A 20,749-nucleotide genomic window follows, 5' to 3' on the forward strand; every position below is an offset into this window, starting at 1 on the left:
AGAAGGCAGTCCCTCGGCCCAGGGGTTCCTGGCCGAAGAAACCGCCTTCATGGCTGGCCCTTCGAGGGCGGGCGCCACGCGCCCGCCCTAGGGCTCAACCGTCAGACCTTCTCGACGTCGGCCCACTCAACCTGGTTGAGCAGGTTGATCTTGACGTTCTTGACCTTGCTGGAGTAGCCGGAGTTGTTCCGGTAGAAGTACACCGGAATGTAGGGCAGCTCCTCGTTCAGGATGTCATCTGCCTGCTGGTAGAACTTCAGGCCCTCCTCGACGGACGCGGCCTGGTCGCCCTTGGCGATCAGGTCGTCGAACGCCTTGTTGGAGTAGCCGCCGTAGTTGGAGCCCGTCGCGATGGCGCCGGTGCTGAAGATCGGCGACAGGTAGTTCTCCGCCGACGGGTAGTCGATCGCCCAGCCCATGCGGAACAGGCCCTTGTACTTCTTGCTGTCCAGCTCGTCCAGGATGCTGGCGAACTTCTCGAACGGCTTGGCGGTCGCGTCGATGCCGAGGTTCGCCTTCAGGTTGTTGGCGATGGCCTCGATCCACTCCTTGTGCGGACCGTCGGCGTTGTAGCCGATCTCGAGCTTCTTCGGGCCGCCCGCGGACTCGTACAGCTTCTTGGCCTCGGCCGGGTTGTACGTGCACGCCTTGCAGGCGCCCTGGCGGTAGCCCGCGATGGCCGGGTTGATGAAGTCGTCGGCCGGGGACCGGGTGCCCGAGAAGACCGTCTCGGCGATGGTCTTCCTGTCGATGGCCATCGAGATGGCCTTGCGGATGTCGACCTTGTTCAGCTCGTCGTTGTACTTGAGCGGAACGCCGATGTAGCCGACGCCGGCGTCGGGCTGGTCCTGGTAGCGCTCCCCGAGGGTGGCCTTGGCCGTGGAGATCGCGGCGGGGCCGAGGGAGTCGTGGATGTCGAGGTTGTCGGCCTGGAGGTCGTTGAACGCCGTGTCCGAGTTGGTGTACAGCTTGAACTGGAGCTTGGTCCAGTTCTTCGGCTTGGCGCCCGGGTACTTGTCGTAGACCGACATGTCGATGGTCTGGTCGGTGCCCTTCTTGAAGGGCTTGTCCATCTTGAACAGACCCTGTCCGATGGGCTTCTCGCCGTACTCGTTCGTCACCTTGCCGTCGGCGCCGAAGGCGGCCTTGGGCAGCGGGTAGAACGCGGTGTAGCCGAGCATGACCTTGAACTGCGAGAACGGCGCGGTAAGGGTGACCTTCAGCGTCGTGTCGTCGACGGCCTCGAGGCCCTTCATGCCCTTCGCGGTGACTGGCTTGCCCTCACCCGGGTTGAGATCGGCGAAGCCGTCCACCCTGCCGAAGAAGTAGCCGGCGCTCTGCGCGTTCTCCTGGTTCGCCGCGTAATTCCAGGCGTCCACGTAGTTCTGCGCGATCAGCGGCTCGCCGTTGTGCCAGGTGTAACCCGGCTTGATCTTGATAGTCCAGACCTTCTGGTCTTCGCTGGTGATCGACTCGGCAGCGGCCTCGACGGCGTTCTTGTTCTCGTCGTAGTTGACGAGGGGCTCAAACAGCGCGGCGAGAGTCTCGGAACCCTCGGACTCCGTCGTGTTCGACGGGACCAAGAGCTCCTGCGGCTCACCGAGCTCCATGCGGACCGGCGTTTCGCCGCCGCCCGCGGCAGTGCCGCCGGTTTCCGAGGCACCGCCGCCACACGCGGCAACCGCGAGGGCGAGCAGCGCGGTACCGGCGACGATCTGTGCGCCCTTAGTAACACGCATGGTGAAAGAATTCCTCCCTCTACAGTGGGCGTAAGCGCTGAGCTGCGGTGATCGTGAGCAGCCTGACGGGGGGGTCCTGGTATCCCCCCGGATTTGGCTGACATGGTCAAACCAGCCGACGCCCTGCCAGTCGATCGCGACTATCCCTTACTACTTGCCACCAGGGAGTCTCTGGCGCGTTGCAGTTCGGTCACACGTACGCCTATCCAGCGTCACAGACATTTGCTCCAGTCCGTACCAAACCCCGCAAAGTGGCACTTGCAGGGGTGGTCCGGACGTGAACAGCGGATGAAAAATACCCTCTACATGACAGTGCTCGTGCCCTTGCCAGCGCGCCCCGGCTGGCTGGGCTACGGTTGAGCAGGTCTTGACGGCGCCTTGGAACCCGGCGACGTAAGACTCCGTCCAACTGACTGTCGCGAACCCGCGCGACAGGCACCCCACCGACCGGGATCCAATAGAGTCCTTGCCATGAGCCAGCCGGAATCCGTTGTAGCGGACGCCCAGGCGGGCGGCCGAAGCGGACAGGAGCCGCTGGCCAAGCTCGCCAAGAGGTATGGGCTTCGCCGTGCCATCGCGCGGCCGAGGTTTCCCGTCTACCTGCGCCAGCTGTGGCAGCGGAGACACTTCATCCTGACGTACGCGACCTCGCGCAACGTCTCGAAATACTCCAGCTCCGCGCTCGGCCAGCTCTGGCAGGTGCTGACGCCGCTGCTCAACGCCGCCATCTACTTCCTGATGTTCGGCCTCATCCTGGGCGGCAGCAAGGACATCGAGAACTACCCGGCGTTCCTGCTGACCGGCATGTTCATCTTCACCTTCACGCAGCGCACGGTCACGGCGGGCGCGAAGTCGATCTCGAGCAACCTGTCGCTCATCCGCGCGCTCCACTTCCCCAGGGCGTCGCTCCCGCTCGCCTACACGATCCAGGAGCTGCAGCAGCTCGCCATCTCCATGGGCGTGCTCCTCACCCTCGTGGTCGCCACCCAGGAGTGGCCCACCTGGTTCTGGCTCATGATCCCCGTGGTGCTCGCCCTGCAGACGATGTTCAACATCGGCGCGGGCCTGGTGGTCGCCCGGCTCGGGGCCACGATGCGCGATCTCAACCAGCTGCTGCCGTTCATCACGCGCACTTGGCTCTACGCCTCAGGTGTGTTCTTCTCGATTCAGGACAAAGTAGTTGAGTCTGCACAGCTGCCTCAGTGGGTAGCCAACGTGATGTACCTCAACCCGGCAGCCTCCTACATCGAGTGGATGCGCGAGATCCTCATCAAGTCCCACAACCCCGAGTTCGGTCACTACCCGCCGCCTATGGTGTGGATGTCTTGCGTATTCTGGGCGGTGTTCGCTCTCGGCTTCGGCTTCTGGTACTTCTGGCGGTCCGAGGAGAGGTACGGGCGTGGCTGAACTGATCAAGGAGCTGTCACAGGTGAAGGGCGAGGAGCCCGCCGTCCCCGGCAAGGATGTCAGAGTGCATCCCAACCCGGAGCCCCAGGGCAAGCGGCCGCTTGACGTCCCCACGGGCACTCCGACCGTCATCGTCGACGACCTCCACATCGTCTACCGCGTCTACGGCGCGGCCAGCGACACGGAGAAGGGCAACGCGGTCAACGCCCTCACGCGCATTCTCAGGCGTCAGGGCCGCCCGCAGATGAAAGAGGTCCACGCCGTCAAGGGCGTGACCTTCGTGGCCTATCACGGGGACGCCATCGGCATCGTGGGCCGCAACGGGTCGGGCAAGTCCACGCTGCTGCGGGCCATCGCCGGCCTGCTGCCCCCGCACGAGGGCGCCGTCTACACCGACGGCCAGCCGTCGCTGCTCGGCGTCAACGCGGCCCTCATGCGCGAGCTGACCGGCGAGCGCAACATCGTCCTCGGCTGTTACGCCATGGGCATGACGCCGGCCGAGGTCCAGGAGAAATACCAGGAGATCGTCGACTTCTCCGGCATCGACGAGTTCGTCCAGCTGCCGATGTCCACCTACTCCTCGGGCATGGGCGCGCGGCTGCGCTTCGCCATCTCCTCCGCCAAGACCCACGACGTCCTGCTCATCGACGAGGCGCTGGCGACCGGCGACCGCGAGTTCCGCAAGAAGAGCGAGGAGCGCATCCGCCAGATCCGCGAGTCGGCGGGCACGGTCTTCCTCGTGGCCCACGACCTCAAGGTCATCGAGGAGACCTGCAACCGGGTCATCTGGCTGCACAAGGGCAAGATCAAGATGGACGGCGACCCGAAGGAAGTCATCGCCGCCTACAACAAGGGCTGACCCGCCGGGCGGTCCCCTCCCGCCCGTGCCGCGCGGCCCTCGCTCCGGTCCTTGGCGCGCCCGCTGCCCCCGGCGGCTCCTCTACGCCCACGCGGGCGGCCTTCGGGCCGCACTCCCATGCTCTCCCCTCGGGGTTCAGGCCCGCCCGAATTCGATCCCGTGTGCGAAACACCGGTGCGACGCGAGGGGTGAATGACTGACAGCGAGCCTGCCGTTCCGATAGGATTCGAACGCCAATTCGATCTGAGGAACGGCGATGGAGTGGGAGCGCGCGATGGGACAGCTTTCGGCCGCCATTGACCACCTGGCCACCGAGGACGTTGCCGAGATCCCCCGGATGCAGCTCGCCGAGCAGCTTCTGGAGCTGCACTGGCAGATGGCCCGGCTCCAGGCCCAGATAGCCCGCCGCACCGGGGTCCGGCTCCCCTGACCCAACCGGCAGCCCAGGAAGGCACGCGGGCTTCCCTACCCCGAAGGCGGCACGGGTCCGGCGGCCTTCCCGATCGCACCAGAGCCCGGCCCGGTGGCGGGGGCGCGGGCCGTACCTCATGGGCATGAGAATGCCGCCGACCCCGGGGTGGGGCCGGCGGCGATGGGGCGGGGCTCGTGCGGCGCCGCTGCCCTGCAGAGGCGGCGCGTGCGACGAGCGCGCCCTGGGCGAGGGCGCGTCCGCCCTGGCCCGTCATGAGACCACCCGCTCTCGCGGGGGCTCGCAACCAACGCGCGGTCAGTGCCTCGGGCGCTCGGCACCCGTGAGCGCCTCTTCGGCCTGCCGCGTCGGGTACGACGGCGTCCCGGTCCCGGGAAACTCGCCGTCAGGGAACTGCTGGAGCGCGCGAACGCCGTCGCCGCGTCGCCGTCACCGCCGGTTCCCGGGCGTCGGCACCTGGGACGCCCGCGAACCGTCGTGCCGGCTTCCGGCGAGCCGCACCCGTCAGCGCCTGCTCAGCACCCGCCCGCACCCCTTGCCCGCCTGTCCGGCGCTGCTCGGGCACCTGGCCGGCGCTTCGGCACCTCGTCAGCGCCTCCGTCGCGTCAGCTAGTCGCGAACCCAGGAGTTCCGCACCGAGCCCGTCAGCGCGTCGGTGGTCCAGCCGAGGGCGGCCACCACGTCACCGTAGTAGCCGGTGGTCTTGACGCCGCGGGTGGCGACGACACCGGAGGCGTCCTCGACCAGCGGGGTGAGCTCGTCCACGGAAGCGGCCTGGCTGGTGCCGGGCAGCGACTGGACGACCGGGGCCATCTCGGCCGGCGCGACCTGTCCGACGATCGGGGCCAGCTCGCCGCTCGCCGCGTTCGGCAGCGCACGGCGCGCGGCCATGGCGAGCCCGGTCAGGGCGGTGTCTGCGGACAGGGACTCGACGCTCCTGGCGGCGCCGCTCATGGTCTTGGCCGTGAGGCCGGTGGCGTCCAGGAAGCCAGCGCCGGCGCCCGGCATGAGGCTGGAGGGGGCGAGCCTGTTCGCCGTGCCCCCGGCCGACGAGTCGACCAGGCCGGTCACCGCGCCGTAGGCGCCGCTCACGGCCGAACCCTCGGTGATGAGCCGGCGGTTGCCCTGCTCGCCGGTCTTGACCGCCGGCGTCGCCAGGCGCGAGGCGCCCGACAGCACGGGCAGCGACTTGGTCAGGTCGCCGTGGGCGAGCCGGAACCCGCCGACGATCGGCGACAGCTCGGTCAGCGGCGAACCGCCGCTGACCGCGTCCTCCGCCGCGTTGGGCGTGGGGCCGGACATGCCGGGCTCCCTCTGGTCCTCGCTGGCCGCGTCCAGTTCCTCCTCGGTCATGGGACGGCTCGGGGCCTTGGCCGACTTGGCCTTGCCGAACAGGCCGCTGAGCAGGCCCTTCTGGACCAGGCCGCCCAGCAGGCTGCCGATCGGGCCGCCGAGCGGGCTGCCGGGCGCGCTGGTGCCTCCGAGCGGAGCGTCGTTGGTCGCGTACCGTCCGCTGTTGTATTGAACGTCCGCTTGAGCTGGCACGGCCAATGCCGCCGCCAGGCCGAACGCTGTGACGGCGACAGCCGTCTTGACTACTCGATTCATGATTGCCTTCCCGGCTCGTGATCGATCGCTCTCGAATGCGGTGGAAATGCGAATCGATAACCCCCGAATGCCGTGGCGTGCGCGCTATGGGCACCACACGAAGCGTGCCGTCACGGCTGAGCTACGCCAGCAGTTCTATCACTCGCTGTGACCGGCCGCAGGCGCATGAATGCCCATGTAGCAGGGGTTTGCAGCCCGGTTACCGAGTAAAGGGGGAAGCGTTGAGCGGAAGACAAAACCGGAAATAGGAGGCTCTTGTTTCCGATATTGTGCGCACTCGGCCGAGGCCGTGAGCGCGTGGAAGAGGGCACCCTTGCGGCCCGTGAACAAAGGGTCGCGAAATCAATTGTCACGGGCCGGGGTGCGGATTTACCGATCGCGGTCGACGCGCGCGACCGCTCAGACGGGCAGCAGCGCTTCCGCGGGTTCGAACGGGAATCGTTCGGCGAAGGCGGGCCGCAGATCCGTCAGCCAGACGGCGGACGGGTCGTAGCGCGCGAAGAACGGCCGGCCGACCAGCTCGGGGTCGCGGGCCTGAATGAAGTGGAGCATGAAGACCTGCTCCCCTGCGATTTCCACGACGCCGTCGACGCACACCTTGCCCGGCGTGGCCGACATGGACGGCCCCCGGACGGTCCGGCAGAGGCCCGAGACGGTCGAGTAGGCGTCTCTGAAGATCTCGTACGCCCTGGCCAGCGGCACCGCGAAGTAGTCCTGCGGCCCGGTGTCACGCTCGACGAACATGTAATAGGGAATCATCCCCATCCTGAGCTGCCGCCGCCACATGCGCGACCAGACGGCGGGGTCGTCGTTGATCGACCTGATGAGCGGCGCCTGCGTCCTGATCGTGGCCCCGCTGCCGAGTATTCGCTTGACCGCCGACTCGACCAGCGGCGACTCCAGCTCGCGCGGATGCGAGAAGTGGGCCATGAACGCCAGGTTCTTGCCCGACTCGACCACCTCCTCGAACAACCCGAGCGTGGCGTCGGCATCCGGATCGGTGGTGAAGCGCTGCGGCCAGTAGGCCAGCGCCTTGGTGCCGATCCTGATGCTTTCGAGCTGCTCCAGCTCAAGCAGCGGCTCGATGTATCGCCTGATCACCGGCTCACCCATGATCATCGCGTCGCCGCCGGTGATCAGCACGCTGGTGACCTCGGGATGCCGGCGGATGTAGGCCACCATCCCCTCTATGTCGTCGGAGGCGAACTTCAGGTCCGCGTCACCGACGAACTGCGCCCACCTGAAGCAGTAGGTGCAGTACGCGTGGCAGGTCTGCCCTTGTTTGGGGAAGATCAGCGCGGTCTCGTGATATTTGTGCTGCATGCCAGGGACCGGCTCGTCATCCATCTTCGGGACGTTGAGCTCTTTCTGGCCTGCCGGATGAGGGTTGAGCTGCGCGCGCACGCGGTTGGCCTCGGCCTGGATCTCCGCGTTGGGCGCCTCGGCCTTCAGCAGGTCGGCCAGCCTCGCCACGTCGGTGGCGGGAAGCATGTCCTCCTGCGGAAAAACCAGCCGGTACATGGGGTCGTCGGGGGCGGCCGACCAATCTATGAGTTCGTCCACGACGTAGGCGTTGGTCCGGAACGGCAGCACCGTGGCGACCGCGCGAACCTTCAGCCGCTGTTCGTCGTCCAGCCCCGCACGCTGCAGGAGCTGGTCGAGGTGCTTGGCCGTGTACGCCTTGAAGCGCCGCGTGCCAGCTTGGTTCAAGATCACTAGGCCTTTCCCATCTTTTTTGTTCGATCGGGTGTAAACCTCACGACCCCGTCGCGCGTCTACGGTCCTTAATACCCGGACGCGTCCACCCACGTCGGCGGTTCCGCTGGGCTCCAAGTTTTCCTTGAGGTTTGCGACACTCGCGACATATCGCGAACCGGCATAGACTGATTTATCGTGACGGATGATCCAGACCTGCGCGCCTCAGACGCCGATCGCGACCGCATCGCCGCGGTGCTGGGAGAGGCGCTCGCCACCGGAAGACTCACCAGCGTCGAGCACGCCGACCGCCTCGAGATCGCCTACACGGCGAAGACGGTCGGCGAGCTCGTCCCCATCACCCGGGACCTGCCCGAGGTGTCCGCGTCCAACGTGCCCGCCGCCGTCGAGCAGCAGCTCATCAGCTCCAAGTTCAGCAAGATCGTGCGCAAGGGGCGCTGGGTCGCCTCCAGGCACACCAAGCTGTCCGCGCGGTTCGGGGCGCTGATCATCGACCTGTCGGACGCCGTCCTGCCCGGCCGCGAGATCACCGTCGAGACCGACGCCCGGTTCAGCAAGGTGATCGTCCGGGTGCCCGACAACGCTCACGTCATCGACGAGGGCAGCTCCATCTTCGGCAAGCGCAACGTGACCGGCGGCAGCCAGGCCGACGGGCCGCTGATCAGGGTGACGGGGAAGTCGACGTTCTCCAAGGTGATCGTCTCACGCGGAATGGACGACTGGAACCTCCGCTGACACCGGGCCTGAGACCTCCACCGGCACCGGCCGCTCGCCACCGACGGGACTGGAACGCGCCTGCCCGGGAACCAACAGGGCCTACCCGCCGGTTTAATGGGCACCTGCCTTGCCTGCGATGCGGACATACCGAGCCCGCGTTCCGGCCAAGCCGTGACGGCGGGCTCGATGCCGTACGAGGTGATCATTGTCCGACAGCAGGCCCATCGCGCTCGACGCCATGGGCGGCGACCATGCGCCGCACGAGATCGTCGCGGGGGCGGTGCACGCCGTGCGCGAGCGCGGCCTGTCCGTCGTCCTCGTCGGCTCGCCCCGCGTCGTGTACGAAGCCCTCGCCGACCACGACGCCACCAAAGAGGTCCCGATCGTACGGGCCGAGGAGGCCCTGGCGATGGACGAGGGCGCGCTGGCCAGCCTGCGCCGCCCCCGGTCCAGCATCGCGATCGCCTGCCATCTCGTCCGGAGGGGCGACGCCAGCGCGGTCGTGTCGGCCGGCTCGACGGCGGGCATCGTGGCCACCGGCAGGCTCCGGCTCAAGGCCCAGCAGGGCGTGCTCAGGCCGGCCATAGCGGTCGCGCTCCCCACGCTCCCGACACCGACCCTGCTCCTGGACGCCGGCGCCAACGCCGAGGCCAAGCCGGAGATGCTGGTGCAGTTCGCCCACCTGGGAGCCGCCTACGCCGAGCTGGCCTACGGCATCGAGGCGCCCGCGGTCGGCCTGCTGACGATCGGCAGCGAGGCGGAGAAGGGCAACAAGCTCGTCAAACGCGCCCACGAGCTGCTGCAGGCCTCCCCCGGCCTGAGCTTCGCCGGCAACGTCGAGGGCCACGACCTGCTGACCGGCAAGGTCAACGTGATCACCACCGACGGGTTCACCGGGAACGTGGCGCTCAAGACCATGGAAGGCGCCGTCCGCTACGCGTTCAGCGAGCTGCGCGAGACCATCAGCGACAGCAGGCTCGCCCGGCTCGGGGCGGCCATGCAGCGCTCCCGCCTGCGGGAGCTGCGCCGCCGGCTCGACGCGGAGGCGTACGGCGGAGCCGTCCTGCTCGGGCTGAACGGCACCGTCGTGATCGCCCACGGCTCCTCCAAGGCCCCGGCGATCAGCGCCGCCTGCCAGCTCGCCGCCGACCTGTCGGCGGACGGGATCGTCGCCGGGACCGGCGACCGAGTCGCCGCCACGCATCGCTCACACAGACTGTGGTGACCCCATAGGGTGGCACCGATCCACAGCAACGGGGGGTTATGTGGACGGGCTCACCTCAGCACAGGTGGCGGGGGCGAAGACCAACCACGTCCCGCGCCGGTCGAGCAGATCGCTCAGCGCGATCATCAGAGCGAACGTCCTCACCCTGTTCAACCTGGTCATCGGAGTGCTCTGGGCGCTGATCCTGATCTTCGGGGAGTGGCAGGACGGCCTGTTCGGGCTGATCATCGTGGCCAACGCGCTGATCGGCATCGTCCAGGAGCTGCGTGCCAAGCGCACGCTCGACAAATTAGCGGTCATCAACGAGGCTCCCGTACGCGTGCGCCGCGACGGCGCCGAGCGGCTGATCCAGCCCCGCCAGGTCGTGCTCGGCGACCTGATCCTGCTCGGCCCGGGTGACCGCCTGCTGGTCGACGGCGAGGTGATCGAGTCCGACGGGCTGGAGGTGGACGAGTCCCTGCTGACCGGCGAGGCCGACCCGGTGCACAAGCAGCCCGGCGACCCGGTCCTGTCGGGCAGCTTCGCGGTCGCGGGCACGGGCTCGTTCGTGGCCACGAAGGTCGGCACCGACGCGTACGCCGTGCAGCTCGCGGAAGAGGCCAGCAAGTTCCACCTCGCCCACTCCGAGCTGCGCGAGGGCGTGGCGAACTTCATCAAGTACATCACCTGGCTGGTCATCCCGATCGGCGCCCTGCTCATCTACAGCCAGCTCAGCAACTCGGCGGACTTCCGCACCGCCATCACCGGCGCGGTCGCGGGCATCGTCACCATGATCCCCGAGGGGCTCGTGCTGATGACCTCGATCGCCTTCGCCGTCGGCGTCGTACGCCTGGGCCGGCGCAAATGCCTGGTCCAGGAGCTGCCCGCGATCGAGGGCCTGGCCAGGGTGGACGTGCTCTGCCTGGACAAGACGGGCACCCTCACCGCCGGCGGCATGGACCTCGACCTGGTGCTGCCGCTGGGCGACGGCCAGCCGGTCGACGCCGCGCTGGCCGCCCTGTCCCACCTCGACGGCCGGCCGAACGCCACCGCCCAGGCCATCAGGGCCCACTACCCGGAGGGCGGCGACGGATGGACGGCCGGCACGACCGTGCCGTTCTCCTCGGCGCGCAGATGGAGCGGAGCCGACTTCGGCGAGCGCGGCGCCTGGCTGCTGGGGGCTCCCGACGTGCTGCTCGACGGCGGCGACGGCTACGACAGGGCCGCCGAGCTGGCCGCCACCGGCACCCGCGTGCTGGCGCTCTGCCGCGCGGCCCGCCTGCCCGCGGACGGGAACGGCGCCGACCGCGCCGAGCCCGCCGAGCCCGTCCAGCCCGTCGCGCTCATCACGTTCAAGCAGCGCATCAGGCCCGACGCCCGGCAGACCCTGCGCTACTTCGCCAAGCAGGGCGTGACGGTCAAGGTGCTCTCCGGCGACAACCCGGCCGCGGTGTCGGCTATCGCGACCAGCCTGGAGATCCCGGGCGGCGAGCGTGCGATCGACGCCAGGACCCTGCCGGACGACGCGGACAAGCTGGGCGAGCTGCTGGACACCCACACCGTCTTCGGCCGGGTCAGCCCTCGGCAGAAGCGGCAGTTCGTCGCGGCGCTGCAGGCCCGCGGCCACACCGTGGCCATGACCGGCGACGGCGTCAACGACGTGCTCGCGCTGAAGGACGCCGACCTCGGCATCGCGATGGGCGCGGGCAGCCCGGCCACCAAGGCGGTGGCCCAGGTGGTGCTGCTCGACGACAAGTTCGCCACGCTGCCGCACGTCGTGGGCGAGGGCCGCCGGGTGCTGGCCAACATCGAGCGCGTCTCCAACCTGTTCCTCACCAAGACCTTCTACGCCATCCTGCTGTCGCTGGCGGTGGGGCTGGCCGGGGTGATGTTCCCTTTCGCGCCCCGCCACTCGACCCTGACGAACGCCCTGACCATCGGCATCCCCGCGCTCTTCCTCGCGCTCGCGCCCACGCTCGAGCGCTCCCGGCCCGGGTTCGTCCGCCGGGTGCTGCGCTTCGCCGTCCCCGCGGGGGTGCTGTGCGCGGTGGCGGTGCTGGCGTCGTTCTGGGCCGCGCACAGCGGCACCTCCACGCTCACCGAGGTCCAGACCTCGGCCGTCATCACGCTCTTCCTCACCACCTGGTGGGTGCTCGTGCTGATCGCCAGGCCGCTCAACTGGTGGCGGGTGGTCCTGGTCGGCGCCATGGCGGCGCTGTTCGCCGCCGGCCTTTCGCTGCCCTTCGTCCGGGCCTTCTTCGCGCTCGCGCCGGGCGATCTCGGCAAGGACCTGACCGCGGTCGGCGTCTCGATCGTGGCCGCCGCGGCCATCAGCGTCGCGGTCAAGGTCGCCGGTACTCTTAGAGCATGACCGACCCGCAGATAGTGCTCACCGAGCGCGTCCAGCAGGCGCTGGCGAACGCGTTCGGCTCGGAGCACGCCGACGCAGACCCGCTGATCCGGCCGTCCCAGTTCGCCGACTTCCAGGCGAATGTCGCGATGAGCCTGGCCAAGCGCCTGCGACGGGCACCGCGGGAGGTCGCAGAGGCGATCAAGGCGGAGCTGTCGGACTTCCCCGGCACGGTCGAGGTCAGCGGCCCCGGCTTCCTCAACATCACCCTCGACGACTCGTGGATCCAGTCCGAGGCCAGGCAGATGCTGGCCGACCCGAGGCTCGGCGTCGGCACGATCACGCCGTCGCAGACCGTCGTGATCGACTACTCCGCGCCCAACGCGGCCAAGGAGATGCACGTCGGCCACCTGCGCACCACGATCGTCGGCGACTCGCTGGCCCGCCTGCACGAGCACCTCGGCAACACGGTGATCAGGCAGAACCACCTGGGCGACTGGGGCACCCCGTTCGGCATGCTCATCGAGCACCTGCTCGACATCGGCGAGGAGGCCGCGGTCGCGCAGCTCGAGGCCGGCATGGGCACGGAGTTCTACCAGGCGGCGCGGTCCAAGTTCGACGGCGACGAGGACTTCAAGCTGCGGGCCCGCGTACGGGTGACCACGCTGCAGTCGGGCGACCCCGACACGATGCGGCTCTGGCACGTCTTCATGGACGCCACCATCCGCTACTTCAACAAGGTCTACGAGCTGCTCGGCGTCACGCTGACCGACGCCGACCTGGCCGGCGAGAGCATGTACAACCCCATGCTCGAGAAGACGTGCGACGACCTGGAGTCCTCCGGCGCAGCGGTGCTCAGCGAGGGCGCGCTGTGCCTGTTCCCGCCCGGCTTCACCGGCTCCGACGACAAGCCGCTGCCGCTCATCATCAGGAAGAGCGACGGCGGCTACGGCTACGCCTCCACCGACATGGCGGCCATCCGCTACCGCGTCCACGACCTCAAGGCCGACCGCATCCTCTACGTCGTGGGCTCCGAGCAGGCGCTGCACTTCCGGATGGTGTTCGCGGCCGCGCAGCTGGCCGGCTGGCTGCCCGACACGGTCTCGGCCGAGCACGTCCAGATCGGCATGATGCTGGGCAAGGACGGGCGCCGGTTCAAGACCCGCTCCGGCGAGTCCATCAAGCTGATGGATCTGCTCCAGGAGGCCATCGACCGGGCCGCGGCGGCGATCTCCGACCGGGGATACGACGCGGAGCTGCAGAAGGAGATCGCGCACGCGGTCGGCATCGGCGCGGTGAAATATGCCGACTTGTCGGTCAGCCACGACAGCGAGTACATCCTCGACTTCGACCGCATGCTCGGCTTCACCGGCAACACGGCCCCCTACCTGCAGTACGCCCAGGCGCGGATCCGCTCGATCTTCCGCAAGGGCGCAGTGGACCCGGCCGAGGCGACCGGGCCCATCGTCCTCGGGGCCCCCGCAGAGCGCGCCCTGGCGCTGCGACTGCTCGGCTTCGGCGCGGTGCTGGAGCAGACGACCGCGGACAGCGAGCCACACCGGCTGTGCGCCTACATCTACGCCACCGCCACCGCCTTCACCGACTTCTTCGAGCAGTGCCCGGTGCTGAAGGAAGGCGTCGACCCGGACACCCGGGCGTCCCGCCTGGCCCTCTGCGCCCTGACGTTGCGCGTCCTGGAGACCGGGCTCGACCTTCTGGGCGTCCCTGTCCCCGAGCGCATGTAACAGGCAGTTGACTCAAAGTCTCCCGTTCCGTCGTGGGCGCGCCTCCACCGGGTTGGCGCGCCCATACGGTTAGGCTTTACGCGGTCATGAACTGAAGGCGAATTGGGGGAGTTCTCTGCCTTGAGCACGGACCTGACTGCGAGTCCCCCTGCCGCGACGGAGTTGCACCGCTACGCCGAAGCACTGCTGGCGCACCTCGCCGCCAACGGCACCGCACCTCCCGCCGCCCCGGGCTTTCGCGACATACCCGGCTACTGGCTGCCCCCGGCCATCGAAGCGCTGGTCGCCATCCTCGCCGGTGACGACCCGCTGGAGCCGCTGAGCAAGGCGGCCGGCCGCGACCAGCAGCAGACCGCGGTCTTCCTCTGCCTGGCCCTGGCCGTCTCCGGGCAGGGCAGCCGCATCCACGCCTCCTGGCTCGGCACCGCCTTCGGCGAGCTGTCCCTTGAGCGGCCGGTCTCCCACGGGCAGCGCTCGCTGTGGCTGGCCGCCGCCAGAGGCGCCTACGGCCCGGCCGGCAAGATCTTCGTGCTGCGCAAGCTCGACGCGCTGGCCGTGCAGGAGTACGCCGATCCGCAGCAGTGGGTGCAGGCGCTCGTGCCGGGCGAGCCGTCGGTCGTGGTGCCGCCGTCGCTGGCCGACTTCCCGGAGATGGCGGAGATCCCGGAGCTGGCCATACCGTCCGTGGCGGCCGCCCGGCTGGCCAGGCTCCGCGGCCGCTGCGTGGAGATCACCTCGGCCCGGCAGGCCGAGCACGACTCCTCCGCACCGCTCGACAACAGCTCGGGCAGCCCGGCCACGGCCTGGGCCGAGAACGAGCCGCTGGCGGTGCTGCGCTCCCTGATCGGGCTCGGCGGCCCGGCCGGGCCGATGGCCTCGCTGATCTCGTACCTGCTCGATGACCTGCGCCCCGGCGCGGACCCGCATCTGGCGGCGATCGCCCTGCACGTGGCGGCGCCGATCCTGCGGGGTGTGGCGGAGGAGCTCGAGGCTGACAGCCACCTGGCGCCTCCCGCCACGCTGACCGTGCCGCTGCTCGGCCACCGCATCCACCTGCGCCCTGAGGGGCCGGACGAGGCCTCGCTGGCCACCGCCGAGCACGCGATCCTCACCGAGGGGGTCGTGCCGCGCCCGCGCCCGTGGGCCGCGATGGTGCTGATCGTGGTGGGCGTGGCCTGCCTGATCGGCGCCGTGCTCGCCAGCAGGCTGCTCGCGGGAGCGGGAGTGGCCATGATCGGCCTGGCCGGCTGGCAGCTGTGGCAGCGCCGCAAGCTCGCCGAGGCCGACGCCCGCTACGTGGCCGCCCAGGTCAGCGAGCTCAAGGAGCTGGCCGAAGGAGCGGTGTGGGCTCTGCACGCGTACGCCCGCGAAGCGGACGCACGCGCGAAGCAGGCCGCTGACGACGCAGCCGAGCTGACCCGGCTGATCCGTCGCGGCCCGCGAGCTGCCTGACCCGCTCCCCAGACTGCCGCCCCGCCCAGGCCGGCAGTCCGATCGGCGAATCGTGTTATTGAGTGGTCTCGATCTCTACGTGAGCGGGCGCGAGCAGGAAGACACGGTCGGCGATGCGCTCGATCCGCCCCTCGCACCCGAAGGCCAGCCCGGCGGCGAAATCCACCATCCTCGTCGCCTCAGGCATCGGCATGCCCGTGACATCCATGATCACCGTCTGGCCGTCACGGAAGTGCTGACCGATCAACGGCGCGTCGTTGTACTTGAGCGGCTGGACCATCACGATGCGTGAGGAGTCGACGTTCGCGCGCCACCGCCTGGCAGCACGCTCCGTGGCCGGGACGTACTCGTCCTCGTAGTGCCCGTCGTCGTCGTAGCCCTCGTCATATTGGTCGATTCCGCCCAGGCCAAGGTAGCTCACCACCTTGCGCACTGCCCCCATCGGCTTGTCCTTTCCTCAGGAACTCACCGTAATCGGCACGTCCCTACACATTGGACGGTAACCGACGATTCCGCATTCGCCACGCGACACGCCCAGCCCTAATTCCATTTTGTACGGCTTGCAACCCGCTTGCATCTGGATATCCGACCCCCGTATAGCATCGGCCACATGCGCCTCTTCAGTGTGGACGCCTTCACCGACACAGCTTTCAAGGGTAATCCCGCAGCGGTCTGCCTGCTGGACTCTCCGGTTACTGATCGGTGGATGCAGAGCGTAGCCAGCGAGATGAACCTCTCCGAGACCGCTTTCCTGCTCGGAGATTCCCTGCGCTGGTTCACGCCGGCCGTCGAAGTCACTCTCTGTGGCCATGCCACGCTGGCCACCGCGCACGTCCTCTATTCGACGGGCGCCGCCTCCGGCCCGGTCGAATTCAGCACGGCCAGCGGCACGCTAACGGTGAATCGGCTGCCGGACGGCATGATCACAATGGATTTCCCGGCCAAGGAGTCGAACCCCGCGCCCCTTCCGGCCGGCTTGGAGAAAGCGCTCGGCGTCGCACCGGTGCACGTCTCGAAAAGCCACCTCGACCTGCTGGTTGAGGTGGAGTCAGAGGAAACGGTTCGCTCGCTCGCCCCGGATATCGGCGCCCTCGCCGCAGTGGACGCCAGGGGGGTCATCGTCACCGCGCGGGGCACGGAGACGGACTTCGTCTCCCGCTTCTTCGCCCCCAACGTCGGCGTGCCGGAGGACCCGGTGACGGGCTCGGCTCATTGCGCCCTCTCGCCGTACTGGTCCGCCCGCCTGGGCCGTGCCTCGCTGACCGGGGCCCAGCTGTCGGCCAGGGGCGGGCTGGTGCGGGTGCGGCACGATGGTGACCGCGTACACCTTGCGGGCCACGCGGTCACGATCGCCTCGGGCACCCTGCACGTGCCCCCTGCTCCCGCGCAGCAGGCCGATTAGATTAGAAACTTAAATAAGTTTCTGTTAGATTCTGGAGCTGTGCCGCCCCAGAACCAGACTTCCGAGCTGAGCATCGCCGACCTGACCTCCGTGCTGGAAGACTTCACCCGGATGTCCATCCGGCTGCCCACGGTGCAGCGGTTGAGCTTCACGACGCTGTCGGTGCTCCACACGCTGACCCGCAGCGGCCCGAAGCGCCTGACCGAGCTGACCGCCAGCGAGCAGGTGACGCAGCCGGCGATCACCCAGATCGTCACCAAGCTTGAACGCGAGGGCCTGGTGGCGCGCCGGCCCGACCCTTCGGACGGCCGCGCGGTGCTCGTGCACGTCACGGAGGCCGGTGCCGCCGTCGTCAACGGACGACGAGCCGACCGCATAGCGCACCTCGAAAAGCTCTCCAGCGGGCTCACAGAGGCCGAACGGGCCACCATCGCAGCGGCCCTGCCCGCCCTCGCCCGCCTGGTCGAGCTCAACGGGTGAGCGCGCCCCCAGACCGTGAGGACGCGGCGAGCCGCGCTTCCTCGACCATCCCAATGCGCACGGAAGGCCAGGAACTGCCGATGAGCCACGAAACCACCCCATCGCACCGCGCCGAGGTGCGGCCGTTCCTCCTGGAGCCGACGCCGATCCGGGTGCCGGACGACGTGCTGACCGACCTCCGGCAGCGGCTGGCGCTGACCCGCTGGCCGCTCGACGCGGGCAACGACGACGGATACTACGGCGTCCGCCGCCCCTACCTTGAGGAGCTCGTCGACTACTGGCGCACCGGCTACGACTGGCGCAAGGCCGAGGCCGCGATCAACGCCTACGAGCACTACCACGTCCAGGTCGACGGCGTCCCCGTGCACTTCATGCGCAAGCCCGGGGTCGGCCCCGCTCCGGTGCCGCTGATCCTGACGCACGGCTGGCCGTGGACGTTCTGGCACTGGTCCAAGGTCATCGACCCGCTGGCCGACCCGGGCGCGTACGGCGGCGACCCCGCCGAGGCTTTCGACGTGATCGTCCCGTCCTTCCCCGGCTTCGGATTCTCCACCCCGCTGCCGGACAACCCGGACATGAACTTCTGGAAGGTCGCCGACCTCTGGCACACGCTCATGACCCGGACGCTCGGCCACACCAAGTACGCCGCCGCCGGCTGCGACGTCGGCGCCCTGGTCACCGGCCAGCTCGGGCACAAGTACGCCGATGAGCTCTACGCCATCCATATCGGCTCAGGGCTGAAGCTCACCCTGTTCAACGGCGACCGGGGCTGGGACCTCAGCGGTGGCCGGCCCATCCCCGAGGGCCTGCCCGCCGACGTCCACCGGCAGCTCCTCTCCTGGGAGAAGCGCTTCGCCGTCCACCTCGCGGCACACGTACTCGCCCCGAGCACGCTCTCCTACGGGCTGTCCGACTCACCGGCGGGGCTGCTCGCCTGGATCCTCGACCGCTGGCTGAACTGGAGCGACAATGGCGGCGACATCGAGACCGTCTTCAGCAAGGACGATCTGCTCACCCACGCCATGATCTTCTGGGTGAACAACGCGATCGGCACCTCGATCCGTACATACTCGAACAACAACCGCTACCCGTGGACCCCGTCCCACGACCGGCAGCCCGTCATCGAGGCACCGACCGGCATCACCTTCGTCGGCTACGAGAACCCACCCGGCGTCAGCACCGCCCAGCGGGTCCAGAGCTTCCTCGACAGCGACCGGGCCGCCTGGTACAACCACGTCAACCTCAACGTCCATGACCGCGGCGGCCACTTCATCCCCTGGGAGATCCCGGACGAGTGGGTCGATGACCTGCGCCGCACCTTCCGCGGCCGACGCTAGCCGGCCCGCTCGATGGCCAATGCTGAGCGTGCCCTCGACGACATGCGCGAGCCCGGCCACGGGCGCCATGGGTCGGTGAGAAGCGGAGATCGAGGGGGTGGTCGGCGTGATCGGCGGCGACGCGCGACGGGAAGGGCTCCGGCGGGTCACGCCTGCTCGACGGCGGAGGGGGAAGGACCCCGAGTGACGCCGGCTACCGGACCTGCTGCCAGAAGGTGACCGCCACGGTGGCGCTGCCAGCGTTCGGGGCGCAGGCTCGGCACGCTGCTGCCGACGGTCACGGAGCAGGGCCTGGTGGTAGGGCGGATGAGATCACGTCCGAGACCTGATCACCATGCTCTCCGGCCTCCCCGGCTCCTACAACGCTCTGGGCTCGGCAAGCAGGGCCGGCCTGGCCGCCGACCTGCCCTGCTGAAGATCTCCCGCCTGCTAGCTCGGGCGTCGGAGCTGGCACGCGGGACTACCCCGGCACCACTCATCTTCCCCTCACCGGCATCGTCGAGCAGCGGTCCGGTCGGTCAGTGGCTGCCGCGCTCGTCCGGCGGCAGTTCGTCCCTCCCTTGAGGGGGACACCTACCAGCCCCTGAGGCACCCGTAGGGCATCAAACAGCCGCCCGCGCACAAGCCGTCTCCTCCACAGGTCGGATACCGCGGCGTGTACCGGCTGAACGCGGGCGGCATGCTCTGCGTCGGCGGCATGCTCTCCACCTTCCACGACGTCAGCCACTCCCGCAGAGCAGCCTGCTGCCCACTCCGCTGCAGAAGGCTGCGTAGATCCCGCGCGCCGGCGGGCCCCGCAACCCCACGGGCGGACCCATGCAACGGCAAGCCGGGCCTCAACGCCCGCGACGGCACGTGGACACCTTCGCCTCCTCGGCCCTCACCTCCACCAACGGCCGTACCCTGGCGGCAGGGGCCACGACGACCACCTCGACTTCCTTGGACGGCGAGGCGGCGAGGCGGCGAGGCGGCGAGGCGGCGAGGCGGCGAGGCGGCGAGGCGGCGAGGCGGCGAGGCGGCGACCAAGTGCATGTGCGGGATGCCGTGGCGTCAATCTTCTGCTCCGCCTGATGATCCCTTCGGACGGCGTGACACCCACCCGAGACGCGGTGTCAGCTTTCCGGGCCACCGCGCCCCGTACCGACGCCCAAAGCACCGCGCGACCGTCCAGCCACCTGACGACGTTCCCGGGGACACCGCCCGGGGACACCGCCTTGAGCCCACCGCTTTGAGGAAACCGTGCCACCGCCCGTATCCGAGTCACGGGTGAGCACGCCTGGCGACGCGACTCCCCCAGATCCTTCGTCGAGACCGCAGCCGGCGCCCCATGTACGCCGCTAATCGGAGCCGGTGCTCCCTTCCGCCGTCGGCACCCAGTAGCGGCGCTTCCGAGCGGTGACGTCAAGCAGCTGGCCGCCGTTGGTTTCGATGACCCGCCGCGAGGCAGCGTTCGTCAGATCGCACATCACCAGCGCCTGCGAGATACCGAGCTTCAGCGCAATCGGCAGCGCGGCCGCAAGCATCGCTGTCGCATGCCCTCGACGACGGGCGCTGGGGCGCACGTCGTAGCCGATATGGCCGCCGAGCTCCATCAACTCCGGGGTGAGCTGATGGCGGATGGCCAGTCTCCCCAAGAACTGGTCGCCATCCGCCCACCACAATGTGGTCATCGGTACGAACCCGCTACGTACGCCATCCTGCGTCCTCTCACCGAGCACACGCGCGACGTACGCCTCGAAAGCCCTTGAGTCTTCCAGAGCCTGTGGGTCCACATCCTTGACGAACCAAGGAACTGGATAGTCCCGATCGCTCCGAAACTCAGCTACCCCGGCCAGAAACGACTCCCGTAGCTCGGACGCTGGATCGATGAACCCTGGCATGGGGACCATGATGCCCGTGGGTGCATCTGCGACTCAACGTCCCAGTCGAGCCCAGAAATGCAGAAAGGGCCCGACGCATAGCGTCGAGCCCTTCCCGAAAGATTGTCCGGCGGTGACCTACTCTCCCACACCCTCCCGAGTGCAGTACCATCGGCGCAGAGAAGCTTAACTTCCGGGTTCGGAATGTAACCGGGTGTTTCCTTCCCGCCATAACCGCCGTAACCCTATGAAACTGACAAGCGAAACCGCTTGTTGTCTCAGAATTGCCTAGTGGACGCGAGCAAAAACTTCAAGAAAGTATGCTTTGTGGTCAAGTCCTCGGCCTATTAGTACCGGTCAGCTCCACACGTTACCGTGCTTCCACCTCCGGCCTATCAACCCGGTCGTCTACCGGGAGCCTTACCCACTCTCATGGTGGGAGAC

16 protein-coding genes and 2 rRNA genes are annotated in these 20,749 nt (G+C 68.6%); 11 read left to right on the forward strand and 7 right to left on the reverse strand.

Annotation, left to right across the window (positions count from 1 at the left end):
* Nucleotides 1-101: 101 nt before the first annotated feature.
* Complete coding sequence (locus tag ETD85_RS30305; protein WP_170246915.1) at nt 102-1,739, reverse strand: peptide ABC transporter substrate-binding protein; 1,638 nt, start codon at nt 1,737-1,739, stop codon at nt 102-104.
* A 471-nt stretch (nt 1,740-2,210) separates the two neighbouring features.
* On the opposite strand from ETD85_RS30305, the gene ETD85_RS30310 reads away from it, so the two are divergent.
* The 3 genes from ETD85_RS30310 to ETD85_RS63350 all read left to right on the forward strand — a co-directional run bounded on the left by ETD85_RS30310 (nt 2,211) and on the right by ETD85_RS63350 (nt 4,435).
* Entirely contained in the window at nt 2,211-3,146 is a 936-nt protein-coding gene (locus ETD85_RS30310; RefSeq protein ID WP_138693217.1) for an ABC transporter permease, read from the forward strand.
* Nucleotides 3,139-4,005, forward strand: coding sequence for an ABC transporter ATP-binding protein (locus ETD85_RS30315; protein WP_240779529.1), 867 nt, complete (start codon nt 3,139-3,141; stop codon nt 4,003-4,005). The genes ETD85_RS30310 and ETD85_RS30315 overlap by 8 nt, the downstream gene beginning before the upstream one ends.
* A 274-nt stretch (nt 4,006-4,279) precedes the next feature.
* Entirely contained in the window at nt 4,280-4,435 is a 156-nt protein-coding gene (locus tag ETD85_RS63350) for a hypothetical protein (RefSeq protein WP_170246913.1), read from the forward strand.
* A gap of 609 nt (nt 4,436-5,044) precedes the next feature.
* On the opposite strand, the gene ETD85_RS30320 is transcribed toward ETD85_RS63350, so the two are convergent.
* Both ETD85_RS30320 and ETD85_RS30325 read right to left on the reverse strand, forming a co-directional pair.
* The gene (locus tag ETD85_RS30320) at nt 5,045-6,043 is read right to left on the reverse strand and encodes a hypothetical protein (protein WP_138693218.1); all 999 of its coding nucleotides are present in this window, start codon (nt 6,041-6,043) and stop codon (nt 5,045-5,047) included.
* Nucleotides 6,044-6,442: 399 nt separating this feature from the next.
* On the reverse strand, nt 6,443-7,759 hold the full coding sequence (locus ETD85_RS30325; protein ID WP_138693219.1) for a KamA family radical SAM protein: 1,317 nt from the start codon (nt 7,757-7,759) through the stop codon (nt 6,443-6,445).
* A gap of 177 nt (nt 7,760-7,936) precedes the next feature.
* Here ETD85_RS30325 and ETD85_RS30330 point away from each other — a divergent pair, with 177 nt between their 5' ends.
* The 5 genes from ETD85_RS30330 to ETD85_RS30350 all read left to right on the forward strand — a co-directional run bounded on the left by ETD85_RS30330 (nt 7,937) and on the right by ETD85_RS30350 (nt 15,227).
* Nucleotides 7,937-8,494, forward strand: a complete 558-nt coding sequence (locus ETD85_RS30330) for a DUF1707 SHOCT-like domain-containing protein (protein ID WP_206058732.1) — start codon at nt 7,937-7,939, stop codon at nt 8,492-8,494.
* Between the two features lie 187 nt (nt 8,495-8,681).
* Nucleotides 8,682-9,701 (forward strand): phosphate acyltransferase PlsX, encoded by a 1,020-nt coding sequence (gene plsX / locus ETD85_RS30335; RefSeq protein WP_240779530.1) that lies wholly within the window; start codon nt 8,682-8,684, stop codon nt 9,699-9,701.
* A 40-nt stretch (nt 9,702-9,741) separates the two neighbouring features.
* Nucleotides 9,742-12,051, forward strand: coding sequence for an HAD-IC family P-type ATPase (locus ETD85_RS30340; RefSeq protein WP_138693220.1), 2,310 nt, complete (start codon nt 9,742-9,744; stop codon nt 12,049-12,051).
* Nucleotides 12,048-13,775, forward strand: a complete 1,728-nt coding sequence (gene argS, locus ETD85_RS30345) for an arginine--tRNA ligase (RefSeq protein WP_138693221.1) — start codon at nt 12,048-12,050, stop codon at nt 13,773-13,775. The genes ETD85_RS30340 and argS overlap by 4 nt, the downstream gene beginning before the upstream one ends.
* A gap of 120 nt (nt 13,776-13,895) precedes the next feature.
* Complete coding sequence (locus ETD85_RS30350; protein ID WP_240779531.1) at nt 13,896-15,227, forward strand: hypothetical protein; 1,332 nt, start codon at nt 13,896-13,898, stop codon at nt 15,225-15,227.
* A gap of 55 nt (nt 15,228-15,282) precedes the next feature.
* Here the strand turns inward: ETD85_RS30350 and ETD85_RS30355 are convergent, their stop codons facing one another.
* Nucleotides 15,283-15,669 (reverse strand): cell division protein SepF, encoded by a 387-nt coding sequence (locus tag ETD85_RS30355; RefSeq protein ID WP_138693222.1) that lies wholly within the window; start codon nt 15,667-15,669, stop codon nt 15,283-15,285.
* Nucleotides 15,670-15,837: 168 nt separating this feature from the next.
* Between ETD85_RS30355 and ETD85_RS30360 the strand changes: the two genes are divergently transcribed.
* The 3 genes from ETD85_RS30360 (at nt 15,838) to ETD85_RS30370 (ending at nt 18,446) form a co-directional block, all read left to right on the forward strand.
* A complete protein-coding gene (locus ETD85_RS30360) occupies nt 15,838-16,629 on the forward strand; it encodes a PhzF family phenazine biosynthesis protein (protein ID WP_138693223.1) in 792 nt (263 codons plus the stop codon).
* A gap of 39 nt (nt 16,630-16,668) precedes the next feature.
* Complete coding sequence (locus ETD85_RS30365) at nt 16,669-17,109, forward strand: MarR family transcriptional regulator (RefSeq protein ID WP_206058734.1); 441 nt, start codon at nt 16,669-16,671, stop codon at nt 17,107-17,109.
* A gap of 80 nt (nt 17,110-17,189) precedes the next feature.
* On the forward strand, nt 17,190-18,446 hold the full coding sequence (locus ETD85_RS30370; RefSeq protein WP_138693224.1) for an epoxide hydrolase family protein: 1,257 nt from the start codon (nt 17,190-17,192) through the stop codon (nt 18,444-18,446).
* Between the two features lie 1,337 nt (nt 18,447-19,783).
* Here the strand turns inward: ETD85_RS30370 and ETD85_RS30375 are convergent.
* The 3 genes from ETD85_RS30375 to ETD85_RS30385 all read right to left on the reverse strand — a co-directional run.
* Nucleotides 19,784-20,326, reverse strand: a complete 543-nt coding sequence (locus tag ETD85_RS30375; protein ID WP_138693225.1) for a GNAT family N-acetyltransferase — start codon at nt 20,324-20,326, stop codon at nt 19,784-19,786.
* A gap of 104 nt (nt 20,327-20,430) precedes the next feature.
* Nucleotides 20,431-20,547: ribosomal RNA gene (rrf, locus tag ETD85_RS30380) — 5S ribosomal RNA — on the reverse strand.
* Between the two features lie 85 nt (nt 20,548-20,632).
* A 23S ribosomal RNA gene (locus ETD85_RS30385) occupies nt 20,633-20,749 on the reverse strand; the annotation flags it as partial.

The organism is Nonomuraea zeae, from assembly GCF_005889725.1.
GTDB lineage: Bacteria > Actinomycetota > Actinomycetes > Streptosporangiales > Streptosporangiaceae > Nonomuraea > Nonomuraea zeae.

Coding starts and splice junctions, on each gene's coding strand:
- ETD85_RS30305 (WP_170246915.1), bottom strand. CDS start 1,739: ATGCGTGTTACTAAGGGCGCACAGATCGTCGCCGGTACCGCGCTGCTC.
- ETD85_RS30310 (WP_138693217.1), top strand. CDS start 2,211: ATGAGCCAGCCGGAATCCGTTGTAGCGGACGCCCAGGCGGGCGGCCGA.
- ETD85_RS63350 (WP_170246913.1), top strand. CDS start 4,280: ATGGGACAGCTTTCGGCCGCCATTGACCACCTGGCCACCGAGGACGTT.
- ETD85_RS30320 (WP_138693218.1), bottom strand. CDS start 6,043: ATGAATCGAGTAGTCAAGACGGCTGTCGCCGTCACAGCGTTCGGCCTG.
- argS (WP_138693221.1), top strand. CDS start 12,048: ATGACCGACCCGCAGATAGTGCTCACCGAGCGCGTCCAGCAGGCGCTG.
- ETD85_RS30355 (WP_138693222.1), bottom strand. CDS start 15,669: ATGGGGGCAGTGCGCAAGGTGGTGAGCTACCTTGGCCTGGGCGGAATC.
- ETD85_RS30360 (WP_138693223.1), top strand. CDS start 15,838: ATGCGCCTCTTCAGTGTGGACGCCTTCACCGACACAGCTTTCAAGGGT.
- ETD85_RS30370 (WP_138693224.1), top strand. CDS start 17,190: ATGAGCCACGAAACCACCCCATCGCACCGCGCCGAGGTGCGGCCGTTC.
- ETD85_RS30375 (WP_138693225.1), bottom strand. CDS start 20,326: ATGCCAGGGTTCATCGATCCAGCGTCCGAGCTACGGGAGTCGTTTCTG.